This is a genomic window from Pseudomonas solani, assembly GCF_026072635.1.
Lineage (GTDB): Bacteria > Pseudomonadota > Gammaproteobacteria > Pseudomonadales > Pseudomonadaceae > Metapseudomonas > Metapseudomonas solani.
The window spans coordinates 1,191,612-1,210,140 of the sequence record NZ_AP023081.1 but is presented as its reverse complement, the minus strand read 5'-3'; the positions used below and the strand labels follow the sequence as shown (position 1 = coordinate 1,210,140).

Here is an 18,529-nt window from a genome sequence, read left to right as displayed (position 1 = left end):
GAGCGGTTGGGCAAAAAAGCCCCGCCGAAGCGGGGCGTTTTCGTCAGGGATGTCCGCTTAGCGGAACATCGCGCTGATCGATTCCTCATTGCTGATGCGGCGGACCGCTTCAGCCACGACCGGCGCGATATCCAGTTGACGGATACGCGAGCAGGCCTGTGCCGCGGCGGACAGGGGGATGGTGTTGGTCACCACCAGCTCGTCCAGCACGGAGTTTTCAATGTTTTCGATGGCACGGCCCGACAGCACCGGGTGGGTGCAGTAGGCGTAGACCTTGGCGGCGCCGTGGTCCTTCAGGGCCTTGGCAGCGTGGCCGAGGGTGCCGGCGGTATCGACCATGTCGTCGACCAGGACGCAGGTACGGCCATCCACATCACCGATGATGTGCATGACTTCGGACTGGTTGGCCTTGGGACGACGCTTGTCGATGATCGCCAGATCGACACCCAGGGACTTGGCAACGGCGCGAGCACGCACCACGCCACCGATGTCCGGGGAGACGATCATGAGGTTGTCGAAGCGTTGGTCTTCGATGTCATCCACCAGAACGGGGGAGCCGTAGATGTTATCTACCGGAATATCGAAGAAGCCCTGGATCTGGTCGGCGTGCAGGTCGACGGTCAGCACGCGGTCGACGCCGACCACGGTGAGCATGTCGGCCACTACCTTCGCGCTGATCGCCACGCGAGCGGAACGCGGGCGGCGGTCCTGGCGGGCATAGCCGAAGTAGGGGATCACTGCAGTGATACGGGACGCCGAGGAGCGGCGGAAGGCGTCAGCCATCACCACCAGTTCCATCAGGTTGTCGTTGGTGGGCGCGCACGTGGGCTGAATCAGGAAGACGTCCTTACCGCGAACGTTTTCATTGATTTCAGCGCTGATCTCGCCGTCGGAGAATTTGCCTACGGAGGCATCACCGAGGGGGATGTGCAATTGACGTACGACGCGACGCGCCAGATCGGGGTTGGCGTTCCCCGTGAAGACCATCATCTTGGACACGCGCAGTACCTGCCGGCTGAGGGTGGACCTGATGAATAAAAAGCTGTTCAAAATGCACAGGTGCTTTTTGAACAGCTTTCTCGTGTATGGCAGGGGCGGCTGGATTCGAACCAACGCATGGCAGGATCAAAACCTGCTGCCTTACCGCTTGGCGACGCCCCTATCTGTTTCAACTCTCTTTGCAAGACCTTGTCGTACCGAACCCTTGGAGGGTTATGGCAGGGGCGGCTGGATTCGAACCAACGCATGGCAGGATCAAAACCTGCTGCCTTACCGCTTGGCGACGCCCCTGTATCGGTATAACCGGAGGACTTGCAACACTTCTTTCAAGCCAGGATTCCGAGCTTGCGGTGCAACATCGAGATGTTGCTTCCTCGCGCGACGAAATTCGGCAGAGTGGCTGGAAGTTGGCGGGCGACTTTATCAGCATCGTCCTTGTTTGGGAAGCTCCCAAACACACAAGCTCCAGTGCCGGTCAGTCTAGCTGCTGTGAAATTATTCAACAGGATCAGCGCGTTACGAACATCCGGGTAACGTTTCTCGACTACCGGTTGACAGTCATTACGACCGCCCCCTCAAGAAGGCTGCGAAGATTAATGGGCGGAGTATTCCGTGTCAACTCGGGATCGGTGAAAACTTCCGCTGTGCTGACAAAGACTTGCGGTACGGCGACGAGGAACCAGGGCTCGGGCAGGGTGACCGGCTGCAGGCGCTCGCCGACACCTTCGGCGAAGGCCGCACGGCCGCGTACGAATACCGGCACATCGGCGCCCAGGGCCAGGCCCAGTTCGGCGAGGCGGTCCTCGCCCAGGTGGGTCTGCCAGAGGTGGTCGAGGCCGAGCAGGGTAGTGGCGGCATCCGAGCTGCCGCCGCCGATGCCGCCGCCCATGGGCAGGCGCTTGTCCAGCCAGATATCGGCACCGAGAGCGGTGCCGGATTCCTGCTGCAGGCGCCTGGCGGCGCGGACGATCAGGTTGCTCTCATGGGGCACGCCCGGCACCTCGGTGCGCAGGTGGATTTCACCATCCTGGCGCAGGGTGAAGCCCAGTTCGTCGCCGTGTTCGAGGAACTGGAACAGGGTCTGCAGCTCGTGATAGCCGTCGGCACGGCGGCCGAGGATATGCAGCATGAGGTTGAGCTTGGCCGGAGCCGGGAGGATCAGCTGTGCGTCCTGCATGGTGCGCCTACTGGCCGAGCTGGCGCGGCTGCCAGTCCTTGATCACCAGGGTGACGTCGAGGTCGGCGCCCTTGAGCTTGATGCGCTCGGGCAGGGTGAAGCCGTTCTGCTCCACATAGCTGAGGTACTGCACCTGCCAGCCGTCCTGCTCGAGGCTCGCCAGGTGGCTCTTGCCGTCCAGGGTCAGGCGGCTGCGGCTATCCGGGGCGGGCAGGCCGCGCACCCACCATTGCAGGTGGGACACCGGCAGGCGCCAGCCGAGCTGTTCTTCCAGCAGGGCTTCGGGGGATTCGGCTTCGTAGCGACCCTGGTTGGCCACTTCGAGGGTAATGGCGCCCGGGTGCCCGGTGAGGCGTGCCGCGCCGCGACCCAGGGGGCCGGAAAGGCGGATGTCGTAATAGTCGCGGCGTTGCAGCCAGAACAGCGTGCCGCTGCCGGAGTCCTTCGGTGCGCGGATGCCGACCTTGCCGGCGATCTGCCAGCCGTCGAGCGCGGCGACCTGTTCCTTGTGAACTTTCCATTGCGCCGGGTCGCCCTGGCCGTCAACGGTTTCGTGGGAGGTGAGGCCGGCGCAGCCCGTGAGCAGGAGCAGGGCGCCGGCGGCTAGCAGTGAACGTAGACGCATGGATCAAAGAGTCTCGGAGCCGGTCAGGCGCTGCAGGGTGCCGCGCAGGATCGGGCTGTCGGGTTGGGTCTTGAGGGCTTCGGACCAGACTTCGCGAGCTTCGCTCTGCTTGCCACGGGCCCAGAGCACTTCGCCCAGGTGGGCGGCCACTTCGTGATCGGGGAATTCCTTCAGGGCCTGGCGCAGCAGGCGTTCTGCTTCATCCATGTTGCCCAGGCGGAAGTTGATCCAGCCGAGGCTGTCGAGAATGGCGGGGTCGTCCGGCTTGAGTTGGTATGCCTTTTCGACCAGTTGGCGGGCTTCCTCGTAGCGCGTGGTGCGATCGGCCAGGGTGTAGCCGAGGGCGTTGAGCGCCATGGCATTTTCCGGTTCACGCTCGAGGATGAAACGCAGGTCGCGCTCCAGTTGCGCCAGGTCGCCGCGCTTCTCCGCGAGCATCGCGCGGGTATAGAGAAGGTTGAGGTCATCCGGGAATTGCTGCAGGCCTTGCTGGATGACGTTCCAGGAACGGTCCTGCTGCTGGCGCTCGGCGAAGCTCTCGGCCTCGATCAGGTACAGCTGGATGGCATAGTCAGGCTGGGCGTCGCGGGCCTTGTCCAGGCGGGCGGCGGCTTCGTCTGGGCGGTTGGCGTCCAGCAGGATCTCGGTCTGGCGCAGTTGCGCGGGCAGGTAGTCGTTGCCGGCACCGACCAGTGCGTACTCGATCAGCGCGCTTTCCTTGTCGCCGCGCTTTTCGTAGACCTGGCCCAGGTTGAAGTGGGCGGAGTCCACGTGGCTGCCACGGTCGACCAGCTCTTCGAGGTAGACCTGGGCTTCGTCCCAGGCCTCGCCTTCCATGCACACCAGTGCCAGGGAGAAGCGCAGGTCGTCATCGTCGGGGAACTGTTGCACCAGGCCGGCGAACTCGGACTTGGCTTCGTCCAGGCGGTTCTCTTCTACCAACAGGCGCGCGTAGGTCAGGCGCAGGCGTTTGTCGTCCGGGTGCTGCTTGATGCCTTTCTGCAGCAGCGGCAGGGCTTCGTCGGTGCGGTCCAGGCTTTGCAGCAGGCGTGCGCGCAAAAGAATCGGCGGGATCTGCTGGTCATCCGCGGGGATGTCTTCCAGCAGCGCAAGCGCTTCTTCGGTGCGGCCGTCCTGTTGCAGCAGCACCGATTTGCCGAACACCAGCTGGCTGTTGTCCGGGTACTTGGCGAGCAGGCGGTCGAAGCTTTGCAGCAGGCCGGTGCGGGTATCCGGGTCGGTCTCGGCGGCAGAGAGGGCGAGGAAATCGAAGTGGGTATCGCCTTGGCCCTGTAGCACCTTCTCCATATAGGTCATGGATTCGTCGTAGCGGCCGCCACGGGCGAGCTGTACGGCAGCGGCGCGCTGGGCGTCGAGGTTGTCCGGCGCGTTCTTCGCCCAGATCAGCGCGGTGTCCAGTGCGGCCTGATCGGCCCCCAGGTACTCGGCGATGCGGAAGGCGCGTTCGGCGACGCCGGCGTCCTGGGTCGCATTGGCCTGCTGGACATAGTTGCCGAGGGCGATATCGAAGCGGTTGCGCTGCCCGGCCACTTCGGCGGAGAGCAGGGCGAACAGCGTGTCGCGGCTGAAGGAGCCATAGACTTCCGGCTTGGAATCGGGCGCCTGGCTGGTGTCTTCCACCGGCGGCGTGCCGTCCGGCGAGGTGGGGGCCAGGGTCTGGCAACCGCCAACGAGCAGGAGGGCGGTCAGCAACGCGAAGGATTTATTCATAGGGGAAAAGGCGACTAACCTGCGGTCGGAGCATCATGACACAAGCGGCTGGGCAAGCCCATGGGGCAAGGGCCGATACATTGTTGGGCCGGTTCATGGTGATTGTGACAATAGCGAGCGGTGGTTGTTCTCAATCTGTTGAAGGAGGACAATTGCGCGCCTCCCGTTTCCGTTAGCGACCCTGCATGGCCTTTCTTGCCCTCGGTATCAACCACAAAACCGCGTCCGTGGATGTACGTGAGCGCGTGGCTTTTACTCCCGAGCAATTGGTCGAGGCGCTGCGGCAGCTGTGCAACCTCACGGCCAGCCGCGAGGCGGCGATCCTCTCCACCTGCAACCGCAGCGAGCTGTACCTGGAGCAGGAGCAGATCAGCGCCGACGAAGTCCTGGCCTGGCTGGCCGGCTACCACAACCTCAGCCTCGAAGAGCTGCGTGCCTGCGCCTACGTGCACCAGGACGATGCCGCCGTACGCCACATGATGCGTGTCGCGTCGGGGCTCGACTCCATGGTCCTCGGCGAGCCGCAGATCCTCGGCCAGATGAAGTCCGCCTACGCCGTGGCGCGTGAGGCCGGCACCGTCGGCCCGCTGCTGGGCCGGCTGTTCCAGGCCACCTTCAGCACCGCCAAGACCGTGCGCACCGACACCGCGATCGGTGAGAACCCGGTCTCCGTGGCCTTCGCCGCAGTCAGCCTGGCCAAGCAGATCTTCACCGACATGCACCGCAGCCAGGCGCTGCTCATCGGCGCCGGCGAGACCATCACCCTGGTCGCCCGCCATCTGCACGAGCAGGGTGTGAAGCGCATCGTCGTCGCCAACCGCACCCTCGAACGCGCCAGCATGCTCGCCGAGCAGTTCGGTGCCCACGCCGTGCTGCTGGCCGATATCCCCGACGAGCTGGTCAACAGCGACATCGTCATCAGTTCCACCGCCAGCCAGTTGCCGATCCTCGGCAAGGGCGCGGTCGAGCGTGCGCTGAAGCAGCGCAAGCACAAGCCGATCTTCATGGTCGACATCGCCGTGCCGCGCGACATCGAACCCGAAGTCGGCGAGTTGGACGACGTCTACCTCTATACCGTCGACGACCTCCACGAAGTGGTCGCCGAAAACCTCAAGAGCCGCCAGGGCGCCGCCCAGGCCGCCGAGGAGCTGGTCGGTGGCGGTGTGGTCGAGTTCATGCAGCGCCTGCGCGAACTGGCTGCCGTGGACGTGCTGCGCGCCTACCGCCAGCAGGCCGAACGCACCCGTGACGAGGAACTGGCCAAGGCGCAGCGCATGCTGGCCAACGGCAGTTCCGCCGAAGATGTCATGGCCCAGCTCGCCCGCGGGCTCACCAACAAGCTGCTGCATGCCCCCAGCGTGCAGCTGAAAAAACTCTCCGCCGACGGTCGCTTCGATGCGCTGGCCGTGGCCCAGGAACTCTTCGCCCTCGACGAGGGCACGGACAAGCAAGCCCAATGAAAGCGTCACTGCTCAACAAGCTCGACATCCTCCAGGATCGTTTCGAGGAACTCACGGCCCTGCTCGGCGATGCCGAAGTCATCAGCGACCAGAGCAAGTTCCGCGCGTATTCCAAGGAATACGCCGAGGTCGAGCCCGTCTACCTGGCCTTCCGTGAATTCCGCAAGGTGCAGTCCGATCTCGAGGGCGCCCAGGCGCTGCTCAAGGACAGCGACCCGGACCTGCGCGAGATGGCTGAGGAAGAAGTCGCCCAGGCCCGCGAGCAGCTGGTCGAGCTGGAGGCGCGCCTGCAGCGCATGCTGCTGCCCAAGGACCCCAACGACGGTCGCAACGTGTTCCTCGAAATCCGCGCCGGCACCGGTGGCGACGAGGCGGCTATCTTCTCCGGCGACCTGTTCCGCATGTACTCGCGCTATGCCGAGCGCCAGGGCTGGCGGGTGGAGATCCTCTCCGAGAACGAAGGCGAGCACGGTGGCTATAAAGAGGTGATCGCCCGCGTCGAGGGCGACAACGTCTACGCCAAGCTCAAGTTCGAGTCCGGTGCGCACCGCGTGCAGCGGGTGCCGGAAACCGAATCTCAGGGCCGCATCCACACCTCCGCCTGCACCGTCGCCGTGCTCCCCGAGCCGGACGAACAGGCCGCCATCGAGATCAACCCGGCCGACCTGCGCGTGGACACCTACCGCTCCTCCGGCGCCGGCGGCCAGCACGTGAACAAGACCGACTCCGCCGTGCGCATCACCCACATCCCCTCCGGGATCGTGGTCGAGTGCCAGGAAGAGCGCTCGCAGCACAAGAACCGCGCCAAGGCCATGGCCTGGCTGGCGGCCAGGCTGAACGACCAGCAGGAAGCCGCCGCGCACAAGGAAATCTCCGACACCCGCAAGCTGCTGGTGGGCTCCGGCGACCGTTCCGAGCGCATCCGCACCTACAACTATCCCCAGGGGCGGGTCACCGATCACCGTATCAACCTGACCCTCTACGCCCTGGACGATGTGCTCGCCGGTGGCGTCGAAGCGGTCATCGAACCGCTGCTCGCCGAATACCAGGCCGACCAGCTGGCCGCCCTGGGAGACTGACGTGACCATCATCGCCAGCCTGCTAAGCGAGGCCCGCCTGCCGGGCTCGCCGAGCGCCCGCCTGGACGCCGAGCTGCTGCTCGCCGCCGCCCTGGGCAAGCCGCGCAGCTTCCTGCATACCTGGCCCGAGCGTGTGGTCAGTGGCGAGGCCGCCGAGCTTTACGCCAGCTACCTGGAGCGTCGGCGCAACGGCGAGCCGGTGGCCTACATCCTCGGGCAGCAGGGCTTCTGGAGCCTGGACCTGGAAGTCGCCCCGCACACCCTGATCCCGCGTCCCGACACCGAGCTGCTGGTGGAAAGCGCCCTGGCCCTGGTGCCGGCCACCCCCGCCCGCGTGCTCGACCTGGGCACCGGCAGCGGCGCCATCGTCCTGGCCCTGGCCAGCGAGCGCCCGGGCTGGCGCCTGATCGGCGTTGACCGCATCGGCGATGCCGTGGCCCTGGCCGAACGCAACCGCGTACGCCTGAAGCTGGACAACGTCGAATTCCGCGAGGGCCACTGGTTCTCCGCCCTGGCTGGCGAGCGCTTCGACCTCATCGTCAGCAACCCGCCCTACATCGCCGCCCGCGACCCGCACCTGAGCGAAGGTGACGTGCGTTTCGAGCCGGCCAGTGCGCTGGTCTCCGGTGCCGACGGGCTGGACGACATCCGCCTGATCATCAGCGAAGCCCCCGCACACCTGAATGCCGGTGGCTGGCTGCTGCTGGAACATGGCTACGACCAGGCCGCCGCCGTGCGCGAGCTGCTGTCCCGCCAGGGCTTCGAGGCGGTGGAAAGCCGTCGCGACCTGGGCGGCCACGAACGCATCAGCCTGGGCCGCCTGCCATGCTGAGCGACGAAGAACTCCTGCGTTACAGCCGGCAGATTCTCCTGCCGCAGATCGACGTCGATGGCCAGCTGCGCCTGAAGCAGGCCCGTGTACTCATCGTCGGTGTCGGTGGCCTTGGCTCGCCGGTCGCCCTCTACCTGGCCGCTGCCGGTGTCGGCGAGCTGCACCTGGCGGATTTCGACAGCGTCGACCTGACCAACCTGCAGCGCCAGATCATCCACGACAGCCAGAGCGTCGGGCAGCCCAAGGTCGACTCGGCCATGGCTCGGCTCACCGCGCTCAACCCCGAGGTGCGCCTGGTGCCTTACCGTGCCGCGCTGGATGTCGACTCCCTGGCTGCTGCCGTCGCGGCCGTGGACCTGGTGCTCGATTGCACCGACAACTTCGGCACCCGCGAGGCGGTCAACGCCGCCTGCGTGGCCGCGCGCAAGCCGCTGGTTTCCGGCGCTGCGATCCGTCTCGAAGGCCAGCTTTCGGTGTTCGACCCGCGACGCGACGATAGCCCCTGCTACCACTGCCTTTATGGCCACGGCAGCGAAGCCGAGTTGACCTGCAGCGAAGCCGGTGTGGTCGGCCCGCTGGTGGGCATGGTCGGCAGCCTGCAGGCCCTGGAAGCACTCAAGCTGCTGGCCGGTTTCGGCGAGCCCCTGGTGGGCCGCCTGCTGCTGGTGGACGCCCTCGGCAGCCGCTTCCGCGAGCTGCGGGTCAAGCGCGATCCGGGGTGTGCCGTCTGTGGGAATGGGCATGCCTGACCAGGCCCCCGTCGGCGTCTTCGACTCCGGCGTCGGCGGCCTTTCGGTGCTGCGCGAAATCCGCGCGTTGTTGCCGAGCGAATCCCTGATGTACGTGGCCGACAGTGGCCATATCCCCTATGGCGAGAAGAGCCAGGACTTCATCCGCGAGCGCAGCCAGGTGATCACCCGCTTCCTGCTGGAGCGCGGCGCCAAGGCGCTGGTGCTGGCCTGCAACACCGCCACAGTCGCAGCGGTAGCTGACTTGCGAGAGCGTTATCCACAGCTGCCCATCGTCGGCATGGAGCCGGCGGTCAAGCCCGCAGCGGCCGCCACGCGCTCCGGCGTGGTCGGCGTGCTCGCCACCACCGGTACCCTGAAAAGCGCCAAGTTCGCCGCGCTGCTCGACCGGTTCGCCAATGACGTGCGTGTGGTCACCCAGCCCTGCCCGGGCCTGGTGGAGCGCATCGAGATGGGTGACCTCGACAGCGAAGCGACCCGTGCGCTGCTCTGGGGCTACGTGCAACCGCTGTTGGCCGAGGGCTGCGACACGCTGATCCTCGGCTGCACCCATTACCCCTTCCTGCGTCCGTTGCTGGCTGGCATGGTCCCTGAGTCGGTACGCCTGGTGGACACCGGCGCCGCGGTGGCGCGGCAGCTGCAACGCCTGCTCGAAGCCCGTGACCTGCTGGCGCGTGGGCCGGCTCAAGCCTGTCGTTTCTGGAGCAGTGGCGAGCCTGCAGCGATGCAGAATGTGCTGCCTGCGCTATGGGGAAATGAGGCCGTTTGCGTAGCGGATCTCGGCTTTTAAAAATACCTTGAACTTGCCAGGGGCCGTCTTTCTCTTAGTCCAAACGTATCTATAATCGCTACAAATCGTACGTTTTGAACCTGTCGATTAAGTCTGAATAAGGAAGTTTCCATGAAGAAACTGTTCTCTTTGGCTGCCGTTGCAGCCATTTGCGTAGGGCAAGCTGTTGCAGCGCAGGCAGCTGATGTTTCTCTCGATGTTGGTCAGACCGGCGAATCGACCATGGTCTATCGCCTCGCTACCCAGTTCGATTTCTCCAGCAGCTGGTTCCAGACCGACGTCGGCCGCCTGACCGGCTACTGGGATGCCGGCTACACCTACTGGGACGGCGACAAGACCTCCAGCAACCACAGCATTTCCTTCGCCCCGGTGTTCGTCTACGAGTTCGCCGGCGAAACCGTGAAGCCTTATGTCGAAGCTGGCATCGGTGTCGCCCTGTTCGCCAATACCGAACTGGAAGACAACGAGCTGGGCTCCTCCTTCCAGTTCGAAGACCGCATCGGCGCCGGCCTGCGCTTCAGCAACCAGGAAGTCGGCGTTCGCGCCATTCACTACTCCAACGCCGGCATCAAGCAGCCGAACGATGGCGTCGAGGCGTACAGCCTGCACTACCGCGTTTCCTTCTAAGCGCGAGTGACACGAAGAACCGGGCCCAGCGCCCGGTTTTTTTATGGCCTTTGGATATCCCGCCCAGCGCCTTTTCGTAGGGGCGAATTCATTGGCTCTGTCTGCGTTAAGTGTTGCTAGAAGAATTGAGCCCAGCTGATTGCCGAGTTTTGTTGGTGCTTCTGGTTTCGCCCACCCGGGCGAGTCTCTTTCTTCAGTCGCCAAGAAAGAAACCAAAGAGGCTTGCCCCATCATCCGGCCCCGGCTTCGCCGGGGTTCCCTCACTCCATCGTCGCTATCGGGGGCCGGCGCGATGGGCCATCCATGGCCTGGCGCGCCTCTCGCGGCATCCATGCCGCTCGTCCCCCGACGCAACGACTGCGTTCGGCCTCCTGGAGGGGCGTTGGCGGCTGCTCCAACTTTCTTCGCTCGAATCCTTACCTTGATGTGCGCACCAACCCAGCGCGCACGTGACGGCGGCTTTCGTAGGATGGGTAGAGCGCAGCGAAACCCATGCGGTGGAGGTGGCACAAACCCTTAGGTGCCCGGAAATAGCCGTGCTTGAGCGCTTGCATTAAAACCACAACAGCTAACGCAGACAGAACCAATTCATTCGCCCAACGATGCCGGCACGAGAACTATTGGTAGGGGGAAATTCATTCCCCATGCAGGCCGCCCCTTCTCCAGGGACTTCCCACACGCAGGCTTCGTAGCCCGGGCTTCAGCCCGGGGCCGTCAGGGCGCTCAGGCCGCGCCCCGCCCATAGGCGCTGTCGATGCCCCGGCGTTCATCCAGGCAATCGGCTTCGCCCATCTCGAACTCGCGGCAGATCAGCGGGCGGTTTTCGTAGATGGTGCAGAGCATGGTGTCGCGGTCCAGCGCGGCGCACCAGCCGTCGTCCAGGCGCGCCATGACGTCGCCGCCCCAGTCATCGGTTTCGATGAAGCGTTCGGGCACGCCGGTGTCGGTGATCAGCATCACTTCCAGCTGGCAGCAGCAGGCGGCGCAGGTGGCGCAGGTGATCTCGGGGGCGGCAGGCAGTTGTTGGACGGGAATCAGCGAAGGGCTCATGGGCGCGGAGTTTACGGCAAAGGCATGCGCTCCGGTTGCCGGGGCGATCAGGTGCTCGGCCTTGGCCGCTTCAACTGCCTCGCCAGGCGATGCAGCAACGGCAACACGGCGGCCCAGATGAGCGCCAGTACCAGCAGGCTCGGCAGCGTGCCGAAGGGCAGGCCGACCCCGGCCACGCGCGCGCCGGCCAGGTACGACAGCGGTGCGGCGATGGCGCCCAGCAGGCTGGCCAGCCACCAGGGCCGGGCAGTCCAGGCCAGGCAATGGTTGAGCGTGGTGCCCAGCAGTGCCCAGAGCAATACCAGCCAGGGCGGGATCAGGTGCCCGCCGTAGCCGAAGTCGAACAGGCCGAGGTTGAGCAACAGGCAGTCCAGCAGGCTGCCCAGCAGCGTCACCGCGATCACCAGGCGGCCATCCTCCGACCAGGAGCCGATGCAGAGGACGTGCAGCGCCAGGATCGCCGGCGCCACCAGCAGCAGGAGCGGCTGGTTGGCGGCGAACAGGCAGGCGAACCAGCCCAGCTGGAACAGCACCGCATTGGCCAGCTGCCTAGGCATCCAGGCGGCCGAGCAGTGACGGCGGGCGCGCGCCGGGCTTGGCCAGCACCAACTGTGCGGTGCCGATGGCGCGCTCCAGGAAGCCACCCTCGCAGTAGCACAGGTAGAACTCCCAGAGCCGGTAGAAGGTTTCGTCGTAGCCCAGTTGCTCCAGGCGCCCGCGCGCTGCGCGCAGGTTGTCGTGCCAGTGGCGCAGGGTGCGTGCGTAGTGGGGACCGAAGTCCTCCATGTGCAGCAGGTTCATGTCGCTGTGGCGGGTGATCACCTCCAGCATCTTCTGCACCGAGGGCAGGGCGCCCCCGGGGAAGATGTAGCGCTGGATGAAGTCGACGCTGCGTTTGGCCTGCTCGTAACGCTGGTCGCGCATGGTGATGGCCTGCAGCAGCATCAGCCCGTCGTCCTTGAGCAGGCGTGCGCACTGCTTGAAATAGGCGGGCAGGAAGCGGTGGCCCACCGCCTCGACCATCTCGATGGAGACCAGCTTGTCGAAGCGCCCGTCGAGGTCGCGGTAGTCCTGCAGCAGCAGGGTGACGCGTGATTGCAGGCCCTGCTCCTCGATGCGCTGGCGGGTGTACTCGTACTGCTCGCGGGACAGGGTAGTGGTCGTCACCCGGCAGCCGTGGTGGGTGGCGGCGTAGAGCGCCATGCTGCCCCAGCCGGTGCCGATCTCCAGCAGGTGGTCGTCGGGCTTGAGGTCGAGCTTGCGGCAGATGCGTTCCAGCTTGTTCAACTGGGCCTGCTCCAGGCTCTGCTCGGGGCTGGCGAACTGCGCGGCGGAGTACATCATGGTGGGGTCGAGCATCTGCTCGAACAGGTCGTTGCCCAGGTCGTAATGGGCGGCGATGTTGCGCCGCGAGCCGGCCCGGGTGTTGCGGTTGAGCCAGTGCAGGCCCTGCACCAGGGGCCTCCCCAGCAAAGCCAGGCCGCGTTCCATGCCGTCGAGCACATCCAGGTTGGCGACGAACACGCGGATCACCGCCGTGAGGTCCGGCGTGGTCCAGTAACCGTGGATATAGGCCTCCCCCGAGCCGATGGAGCCGTTGGCCGCCACCAGCGGCCAGACCGCCGCATCCTGCACCTCGATACGTGCCCTGAGTTCAGCCTGAGCGTCGCCGAAGACCCGTTCCTCGCCGTCCTCCAGCACGGTCAACTGGCCGTGGCGCAGCCCTTCCAGCTGGGCCAGCACCAGCCGGCGCAACAGGCCGCCGGCCAGGCCGGTGGTGCCGAACAGGCCCGGCTTGATGCCGAGACTAGTGCTCTTCATGGTGATGCTCCTTCGAATGCGTGGTGGCGACGCGGTAGGCGCCGTCCGCCGCCTGGTGGGAGAACAGAGGCAGGCGTTTGAGCAGCAGGCGCAGGGCCTGCCAGTAGATGCCCAGGACGGTCTTGGCCGTCATCCAGGGAAAGCGCGCGAGGTAGCGGTGCAGGCTGGCGCGGTCGAGTTCGTGGCGCTCCAGGTCGAGGGTCGCGTCGAACAGCCGGGTGTCGCCCTGCCAGTCCTCCATGTGCACCGCCAGGCGTGGGCCCACCGGGCTGAAGGCCATGCGGTACTCCAGCTCGCGGGGCAGGAAGGGCGAGACGTGGAAGGCCTTGTCCACCCGCACTCGCTGGTGGCCCTCGCCCTGCGCCGGCACCACGTAGTGGTAGCGCTCGCGCCAGGGCGTGTTGGTCACCTCGCAGAGGATCGCCATCAGCGTTCCGTCGGCGTCATGGCAGTAGAAGAAGCTCGCCGGGTTGAAGGCCAGCCCCCAACTGCGGGCCTGGGCCAGCAGGCGGATGGCGCCTTCGGGGCGCCGCCCCAGGGCCTCGCCGACGCGCTGGCGCACGGCTTCGGCGAGGCGCATGCCGGTGCCGGTGAACTGCGGCAGGAAGTCGCGCTCGCGAAAGGCGAAGGGCGCGAAGCGTCCCGGTCCGGCGAGCGGAGAGAGGCCGAGCACCTGTTCCTGCTCGTCCAGGTCCAGGTAAAGCAGGCCGATGCGGTAGCGGAAGGCGTGGGCCCGGGGCTGGTGCCGCCGGTGCCTGACCCAGCCGCTGTAGAGGGCGCTGTTCACAGGGATTCCCCGAACTCACGGGCCACGCGCAGGGCGCTGACCACGCCATCCTCGTGGAAGCCGTTGCCCCAGTAGGCACCGCAGAAGTAGCTGTGCTGCTTGGCGTTGATCTCCTCCCAGCGCGCCTGGGCGCGGACGCCCTCGAGGCTGAACTGCGGATGGGCGTAGCTGAAGCGGGCGAGGACGCGCGCGGGGTCGATGGCTTCGCCCTGGTTGAGGCTGACGCAGAAGGTTTCCGGCGCCTGGATGCCCTGGAGGATGTTCATGTTGTAGGTCACGGCCGCCGGACGCTGGCGGGGGCCGCCCAGGCGGTAGTTCCAGCTGGCCCAGGCCAGTGGCCGGCGCGGCAGCAGGCGCGTGTCGGTGTGCAGCACCACCTCGTTGTCGGCATAGGGCAGGGCGCCCAGTACCTCGGCCTCGGTCGCGCTCGGCTGGGCCAGCAGGGCCAGTGCCTGGTCGCTGTGGCAGGCGAATACCACCTTGTCGAAGCGCTCGCTGCCGGCGGCGCTGTGCAGGGTCACGCCCTCGGCATCGCGCTCGACCCAGGTCACCGGGCAGGACAGGCGGATGTGGTCGGCGAAGCTGGCCGTCAGTGGCGCCACGTAGCTGCGCGAGCCCCCGCTGATCACCCGCCATTGCGGGCGGTCGTTGACCGAGAGCAGGCCGTGGTTCTTGAAGAAGCGCACGAAGAACTGCAGCGGGAAGGCCAGCATGTCGTCCAGCGGCATGGACCAGATCGCCGCCCCCATCGGTACCAGGTAGTGATCGCGGAAGCGCTCGCCATAACCGCCCATGCGCAGGTAGTCGCCGAGGGTGATGGCGGGGTTGATGCGGCCCGCGTCGAGGTCCGCCTGGGCGTCGTGGTTGAAGCGCAGGATTTCTCGCAGCATGCCCCAGAAACCCGGCGAGAGCAGGTTGCGCCGCTGGGCGAAGAGGCTGTTGAGGTTGTTGCCGTTGTACTCCAGGCCGCTGGCCGGGTCGTGCACCGAGAAGCTCATCTCGGTGGGTTGGCTGGCCACGCCCAGGCGCTCCATCAGGCGGATGAAGTTGGGGTAGGTCCAGTCGTTGAAGACGATGAAGCCGGTGTCCACGGCGTAGTCACGCCCCTGCAGGTGCACGTCCACCGTGTGGGTGTGGCCGCCGATCCAGTCGCTGGCTTCGAACAGCTGGATATCGTGCTGGCGGGCCAGCAACCAGGCGCAGGTGAGACCGGAAATGCCGCTGCCGATGATGGCGACTTTCATTGGGGAGCTCCGTTACGGGCCAGGCGTCGGCCCAGGGCCAGGCGCATCCGCGCCGGCAGCCGGGCGAGCAGGCGCAGGGCGAGGATGAAGGGGCCCGGGAAGGCGATTTCCAGCGGCCGCCGCTGCAGCCGCCGGACGATGTGGTGCGCGGCACGTTGCGTCGACCAGCGCATGGGCATGGGGAAGTCGTTGCGCTGGGTCAGCGGCGTGTCGACGAAGCCGGGGCTCACCAGCGTGACGTCGAGGCCTTCGTGGGCCAGGTCCACGCGCAGGGATTCCAGCAGGTAGCGCAAGCCGGCCTTGGAGGCGCCATAGGCTTCGGCGCGAGGCAGGGCGAAGTGGGTGACGGCGCTGACCACGCCGACCAGGTGCGGCCGTTCGCCCTTGCGCAGCAGGGGCAGGGCGGCTTCGATGCAGCGCGCCGGGGCGAGCAGGTTGGCGGCTACCACGCGCTCGACCAGGTCGGCGTCGAACCGCCCGGCTTCCAGGTATTCGCAGGTGCCGGCGTTAAGGATCGCGCAGTCCAGCGCGCCCCAGTGCCGAGCGATGCGTTCGCCCATGGCGGTGACCTGGGCGGCGTCGGTCAGGTCGCCCGGCACCAGCAGTACCTGCTCGGGGAAGCGCTGCTGCAGGGTTTCCAGCGGGCCGCTGCGGCGGGCGCTGAGGGCGAGACGGTGCCCGTCCCGGAGCAGCAGTTCGGCCAGTTCGGCGCCGATGCCGCTGCTGGCGCCGGTGAGCCAGATGCGTCGGGAGTCGTTCATGCCAGTCGCCCCTTTAGCAAGCGGACCACCCCGCCCAGCAGCGGCACGTGTTCATAGAGCAGCGCGCCGGCATCGAAGTAGTCGCGGTGGTAGTACACCCGTTCGTTCCAGCGCAGGTGCGAGCAGCCTTCCACCGCAATCGGGCGGCCGCCTGCCAGGCGTGGGTGGCGATAGGTCATGGTCCAGCGCAGGTAGCCTTGGCCTTCACCCGCCTGGTCATAGCCGTGGAACTCGAAGTTCAGGTCGTTGACGTTCTCGTAGAGCCCGGCGAAGTAGCGGCGGATGGCGGGCAACCCTTCGACATGGTGCAGCGGGTCGGTGAACTGGGCGTCCTCGCTGTACAGCGTGGCGAGCAGGTCGAGGTTGTCGCGGCCCAGGCGCGCGAAGTCCTCGGCGAAACGTTGCAGGAAGGCGCTCATGCCGTGACCGCCTTGGGCAGGCTGCGGAAGGCGGCGATGGCCCGGTCGCGGCTGGAGGAGAGGTCCACCATCGGCTGTGGATAACCTTCCGGCAGGAACAGCCCGCCACGGGCGGCCGGGTCGTGGATGTCCTTCTTGTCCAGGCTTGCCAGCTCCGGCAGCCACTGGCGGATGAACACCCCTTGCGGGTCGAAGCGCTGGGACTGGCTGACCGGATTGAAGATGCGGAAGTAGGGCGCGGCATCGGTGCCGGTGGAGGCGCTCCACTGCCAGCCGCCGTTGTTGGCCGCCAGGTCACCGTCGATCAGGTGGCGCATGAACCAGCGCTCGCCCTCGCGCCAGTCGATCAGCAGGTTCTTGGTGAGGAACATGGCCACCACCATGCGCAGGCGGTTGTGCATCCAGCCGGTGGCCAGCAATTGGCGCATCGCCGCGTCGACGATGGGGATGCCGGTACGCCCCTGTTGCCAGGCTTCCAGGTCTTCGGGGCATCGCGCCAGCGCAGCGCTTCGGTGTCGGCGCGGAAGGCGCGGTGGCGGCTGACGCGTGGGTAGCCCACGAGGATGTGCTTGTAGAACTCGCGCCAGAGCAGTTCGTTGATCCAGGTGACGGCGCCGGCGTTGCCCGACTCGAACTCGCCCTGGTTGCTGCGCAGCGCGGCATGCAGGCATTGCCGTGGCGACAGCACGCCGGCGGCGAGGTAGGGCGACAGCTGGCTGGTGCCGGGGTGTGCGGGGAAGTCGCGTTCGTCCTGGTAGTGCTCGATCTGCTGGTCGGCGAACGCCTCCAGGCGGCGGCCCGCTTCCTCTTCGCCGGCGGGCCAGAGCGCTTGCAGGCTGGCGGGTGGGGTGTGGAAACCCTTCACCGTGGCGGGTACGGCGCTGCTTTCGATATCCAGCGGCTCCTGCTTTTTCGGCAGCGGCGCACTGTGGGGCAGGGCGCTGTGCAGCCGCGCGTAGCAGGCCTTGCGGAACTGGCTGAAGACCTGGAAGTAGCTGTCGCTCTTGGTCAGCACGCTGCCCGGCTTGAACAGCAGTTGGTCGAGATGGCTGCGCAGGCGCAGGCCGTCGGCCTGCAGGCGTGCCTTGACGGCGGCATCGCGCTGGCTCTCGTTGATGCCGTACTCCTCGTTGACGTGCACGGCGCTGACCTGGTGCTCGTGGCACAGGCGGGCGACGGCTTCGGGGGCTTCGTCCCAGAGGTCGGCGCGGCGGATCAGCAGCGGCACGTTGAGGCGCGCCAACTCGGCCTGCAGCGAGGCCAGGTTGCGCAGCCAGAAGTCCACCTTGGCGGGGGCGTCGTCGTGTTCCTGCCACTGGCTGGGGCTGAGCAGGTAGAGGGCCAGGGTCGGCCCGGCGGCCATCGCGGCGGACAGGGCCGTGTTGTCCTGGACGCGCAGGTCGCAGCGGAACCACATCAGTTGGCGCATGGAAGATCCTCGGGCCTGGCCAGCACACCAAGGCTGGTCAGGGTTTGCAGGGCCGCGACCGGGTCGTCGGCGAGAGGGGGGCGGATGCCTTGTGCGGCCAGCTCTTGCAGCTCGCGCTGGTGGATGCGCACGGCGGGCCCGGCCAGCACCAGCGGGCAGCCGTGGTCGGCCAGCAGGCGCGCCAGGCTGGGGCCGGCCAGGGCTTGTTCGGCATACAGCAGCAGGGCGCGGGGCTCGATACGGGCGATGGCCAGGGGCAGCTCGGCGGCGGGTATCGGCCACTCCAGCACCTCCACCGCGCAGCCGGCATTGCTGGCCAGCCAGGCGCTTATCCACAGGCCCGGCGCCATGGGGTGTTCACAGGGGTTGAGCAGCAACAGCGGGGCGCCGCCATGCTGGCGGTTGTTGTGGTAGATGCGCGCGCCCAGCTTGCTGCGCAGCCAGGCGTTGAAGAACACCCGCTCCAGGCGCGCGCCATAGGCATCGCCCCAGCGGGTTTCCAGTGCTTCGAGCAGGGGCAGCAGCAGTTGCTGGCACAGCGTCAGCGGGGGGTAGATCGACAACGCGGCGTTGAAGCGCTCGTCGAGGCGGCGCTCTGCCAGGGCGCCGATGGCCTCCAGCAACTGATGACGCTGCTCGTCCCACAGCGAGGAAGACGAGAGTCCGGCGTGCTGACCGCCCCGCAGCAACCCCTTCACCTGGCCCACCGGTACGCCACGGTCGAGCCAGGTGAGCACGGCGTGGATGCGCGCCACATGCTCCGGCGCATACAGGCGGTGGCCCTTGGCGGTGCGCTGGGGCAGCACCAGGCCGTAGCGGCGTTCCCAGGCGCGCAGGGTCACCGGGTTGACGCCGGTGAGCCGCGCCACCTCGCGGATGGGCAGCAGGCCCCGGGCGAGTGCGGCCTGGAAGTCGCCGTCGAGCGGCGTGTCGTCGTAATCGTCCATGG

At 66.7% G+C, this 18,529-nt stretch carries 17 protein-coding genes, 2 tRNA genes and 2 pseudogenes; 6 read left to right on the top strand and 15 right to left on the bottom strand.

The genetic code is table 11. The annotated features are described in order from the left end of the window. Window positions 1–57: 57 nt before the first annotated feature. From PSm6_RS05690 to PSm6_RS05665, 6 genes and pseudogenes are all read right to left on the bottom strand, one after another. Window positions 58–999 (bottom strand): ribose-phosphate pyrophosphokinase, encoded by a 942-nt coding sequence (locus PSm6_RS05690; RefSeq protein WP_021220434.1) that lies wholly within the window; start codon window positions 997–999, stop codon window positions 58–60. Window positions 1,000–1,086: 87 nt separating this feature from the next. Beyond that, window positions 1,087–1,161, bottom strand: a tRNA-Gln gene (locus PSm6_RS05685). A gap of 54 nt (window positions 1,162–1,215) precedes the next feature. Next, window positions 1,216–1,290, bottom strand: a tRNA-Gln gene (locus PSm6_RS05680). Window positions 1,291–1,325: 35 nt separating this feature from the next. Beyond that, window positions 1,326–2,176 (bottom strand): annotated as a pseudogene (gene ispE, locus PSm6_RS05675) (4-(cytidine 5'-diphospho)-2-C-methyl-D-erythritol kinase). Between the two features lie 7 nt (window positions 2,177–2,183). After that, a complete protein-coding gene (lolB, locus tag PSm6_RS05670) occupies window positions 2,184–2,801 on the bottom strand; it encodes a lipoprotein insertase outer membrane protein LolB (RefSeq protein WP_021217950.1) in 618 nt (205 codons plus the stop codon). Between the two features lie 3 nt (window positions 2,802–2,804). Continuing rightward, window positions 2,805–4,532 (bottom strand): tetratricopeptide repeat protein, encoded by a 1,728-nt coding sequence (locus tag PSm6_RS05665; RefSeq protein ID WP_021217949.1) that lies wholly within the window; start codon window positions 4,530–4,532, stop codon window positions 2,805–2,807. Window positions 4,533–4,717: 185 nt separating this feature from the next. Between PSm6_RS05665 and hemA the strand changes: the two genes are divergently transcribed. The 6 genes from hemA (at window position 4,718) to PSm6_RS05635 (ending at window position 10,069) form a co-directional block, all read left to right on the top strand. Continuing rightward, window positions 4,718–5,992, top strand: coding sequence for a glutamyl-tRNA reductase (hemA, locus tag PSm6_RS05660; protein WP_031287209.1), 1,275 nt, complete (start codon window positions 4,718–4,720; stop codon window positions 5,990–5,992). Next, complete coding sequence (gene prfA, locus PSm6_RS05655; RefSeq protein WP_021217947.1) at window positions 5,989–7,071, top strand: peptide chain release factor 1; 1,083 nt, start codon at window positions 5,989–5,991, stop codon at window positions 7,069–7,071. The genes hemA and prfA overlap by 4 nt, the downstream gene beginning before the upstream one ends. 1 nt (window position 7,072) lies before the next feature. Then, complete coding sequence (gene prmC / locus PSm6_RS05650) at window positions 7,073–7,903, top strand: peptide chain release factor N(5)-glutamine methyltransferase (protein WP_021217946.1); 831 nt, start codon at window positions 7,073–7,075, stop codon at window positions 7,901–7,903. Then, window positions 7,897–8,652: a molybdopterin-synthase adenylyltransferase MoeB gene (locus PSm6_RS05645; protein WP_021217945.1), complete on the top strand. Its 756-nt coding sequence runs from the start codon at window positions 7,897–7,899 to the stop codon at window positions 8,650–8,652. Before prmC ends, PSm6_RS05645 begins: the two co-directional genes overlap by 7 nt. Beyond that, window positions 8,645–9,442 carry a glutamate racemase gene (gene murI, locus PSm6_RS05640; protein WP_265169721.1) on the top strand — a complete coding sequence of 266 codons (798 nt, stop codon included), beginning with the start codon at window positions 8,645–8,647 and terminating at the stop codon, window positions 9,440–9,442. Before PSm6_RS05645 ends, murI begins: the two co-directional genes overlap by 8 nt. Window positions 9,443–9,553: 111 nt before the next feature. After that, the gene (locus PSm6_RS05635; protein ID WP_031287208.1) at window positions 9,554–10,069 is read left to right on the top strand and encodes an acyloxyacyl hydrolase; all 516 of its coding nucleotides are present in this window, start codon (window positions 9,554–9,556) and stop codon (window positions 10,067–10,069) included. A gap of 723 nt (window positions 10,070–10,792) precedes the next feature. Here PSm6_RS05635 and PSm6_RS05630 read toward each other — a convergent pair. The 9 genes and pseudogenes from PSm6_RS05630 to PSm6_RS05590 all read right to left on the bottom strand — a co-directional run bounded on the left by PSm6_RS05630 (window position 10,793) and on the right by PSm6_RS05590 (window position 18,527). Continuing rightward, window positions 10,793–11,119, bottom strand: a complete 327-nt coding sequence (locus PSm6_RS05630) for a YkgJ family cysteine cluster protein (protein WP_021222239.1) — start codon at window positions 11,117–11,119, stop codon at window positions 10,793–10,795. Window positions 11,120–11,166: 47 nt separating this feature from the next. After that, the gene (locus PSm6_RS05625; protein ID WP_021222240.1) at window positions 11,167–11,676 is read right to left on the bottom strand and encodes a DUF2878 domain-containing protein; all 510 of its coding nucleotides are present in this window, start codon (window positions 11,674–11,676) and stop codon (window positions 11,167–11,169) included. Then, on the bottom strand, window positions 11,669–12,940 hold the full coding sequence (locus PSm6_RS05620; RefSeq protein WP_021222241.1) for an SAM-dependent methyltransferase: 1,272 nt from the start codon (window positions 12,938–12,940) through the stop codon (window positions 11,669–11,671). Before PSm6_RS05620 ends, PSm6_RS05625 begins: the two co-directional genes overlap by 8 nt. Continuing rightward, window positions 12,927–13,727 (bottom strand): DUF1365 domain-containing protein, encoded by an 801-nt coding sequence (locus PSm6_RS05615; protein WP_021222242.1) that lies wholly within the window; start codon window positions 13,725–13,727, stop codon window positions 12,927–12,929. The genes PSm6_RS05620 and PSm6_RS05615 overlap by 14 nt, the downstream gene beginning before the upstream one ends. Then, window positions 13,724–14,971: an NAD(P)/FAD-dependent oxidoreductase gene (locus PSm6_RS05610; RefSeq protein WP_021222243.1), complete on the bottom strand. Its 1,248-nt coding sequence runs from the start codon at window positions 14,969–14,971 to the stop codon at window positions 13,724–13,726. Before PSm6_RS05610 ends, PSm6_RS05615 begins: the two co-directional genes overlap by 4 nt. Beyond that, window positions 14,968–15,732, bottom strand: coding sequence for an SDR family NAD(P)-dependent oxidoreductase (locus PSm6_RS05605; RefSeq protein WP_021222244.1), 765 nt, complete (start codon window positions 15,730–15,732; stop codon window positions 14,968–14,970). Before PSm6_RS05605 ends, PSm6_RS05610 begins: the two co-directional genes overlap by 4 nt. Next, window positions 15,729–16,151 (bottom strand): nuclear transport factor 2 family protein, encoded by a 423-nt coding sequence (locus PSm6_RS05600; RefSeq protein ID WP_021222245.1) that lies wholly within the window; start codon window positions 16,149–16,151, stop codon window positions 15,729–15,731. Before PSm6_RS05600 ends, PSm6_RS05605 begins: the two co-directional genes overlap by 4 nt. After that, window positions 16,148–17,580 (bottom strand): annotated as a pseudogene (gene phrB / locus PSm6_RS05595) (deoxyribodipyrimidine photo-lyase). The gene PSm6_RS05600 and the pseudogene phrB overlap by 4 nt, the downstream one beginning before the upstream one ends. Next, window positions 17,568–18,527 carry a MerR family transcriptional regulator gene (locus tag PSm6_RS05590; protein ID WP_021222247.1) on the bottom strand — a complete coding sequence of 320 codons (960 nt, stop codon included), beginning with the start codon at window positions 18,525–18,527 and terminating at the stop codon, window positions 17,568–17,570. The pseudogene phrB and the gene PSm6_RS05590 overlap by 13 nt, the downstream one beginning before the upstream one ends. Window positions 18,528–18,529 lie beyond the last annotated feature (2 nt).

Coding starts and splice junctions, on each gene's coding strand:
- lolB (WP_021217950.1), bottom strand. CDS start 2,801: ATGCGTCTACGTTCACTGCTAGCCGCCGGCGCCCTGCTCCTGCTCACG.
- PSm6_RS05630 (WP_021222239.1), bottom strand. CDS start 11,119: ATGAGCCCTTCGCTGATTCCCGTCCAACAACTGCCTGCCGCCCCCGAG.
- PSm6_RS05620 (WP_021222241.1), bottom strand. CDS start 12,940: ATGAAGAGCACTAGTCTCGGCATCAAGCCGGGCCTGTTCGGCACCACC.
- PSm6_RS05665 (WP_021217949.1), bottom strand. CDS start 4,532: ATGAATAAATCCTTCGCGTTGCTGACCGCCCTCCTGCTCGTTGGCGGT.
- PSm6_RS05605 (WP_021222244.1), bottom strand. CDS start 15,732: ATGAACGACTCCCGACGCATCTGGCTCACCGGCGCCAGCAGCGGCATC.
- hemA (WP_031287209.1), top strand. CDS start 4,718: ATGGCCTTTCTTGCCCTCGGTATCAACCACAAAACCGCGTCCGTGGAT.
- PSm6_RS05645 (WP_021217945.1), top strand. CDS start 7,897: ATGCTGAGCGACGAAGAACTCCTGCGTTACAGCCGGCAGATTCTCCTG.
- prfA (WP_021217947.1), top strand. CDS start 5,989: ATGAAAGCGTCACTGCTCAACAAGCTCGACATCCTCCAGGATCGTTTC.
- PSm6_RS05635 (WP_031287208.1), top strand. CDS start 9,554: ATGAAGAAACTGTTCTCTTTGGCTGCCGTTGCAGCCATTTGCGTAGGG.
- PSm6_RS05625 (WP_021222240.1), bottom strand. CDS start 11,676: ATGCCTAGGCAGCTGGCCAATGCGGTGCTGTTCCAGCTGGGCTGGTTC.
- PSm6_RS05610 (WP_021222243.1), bottom strand. CDS start 14,971: ATGAAAGTCGCCATCATCGGCAGCGGCATTTCCGGTCTCACCTGCGCC.
- murI (WP_265169721.1), top strand. CDS start 8,645: ATGCCTGACCAGGCCCCCGTCGGCGTCTTCGACTCCGGCGTCGGCGGC.
- PSm6_RS05590 (WP_021222247.1), bottom strand. CDS start 18,527: ATGGACGATTACGACGACACGCCGCTCGACGGCGACTTCCAGGCCGCA.
- PSm6_RS05600 (WP_021222245.1), bottom strand. CDS start 16,151: ATGAGCGCCTTCCTGCAACGTTTCGCCGAGGACTTCGCGCGCCTGGGC.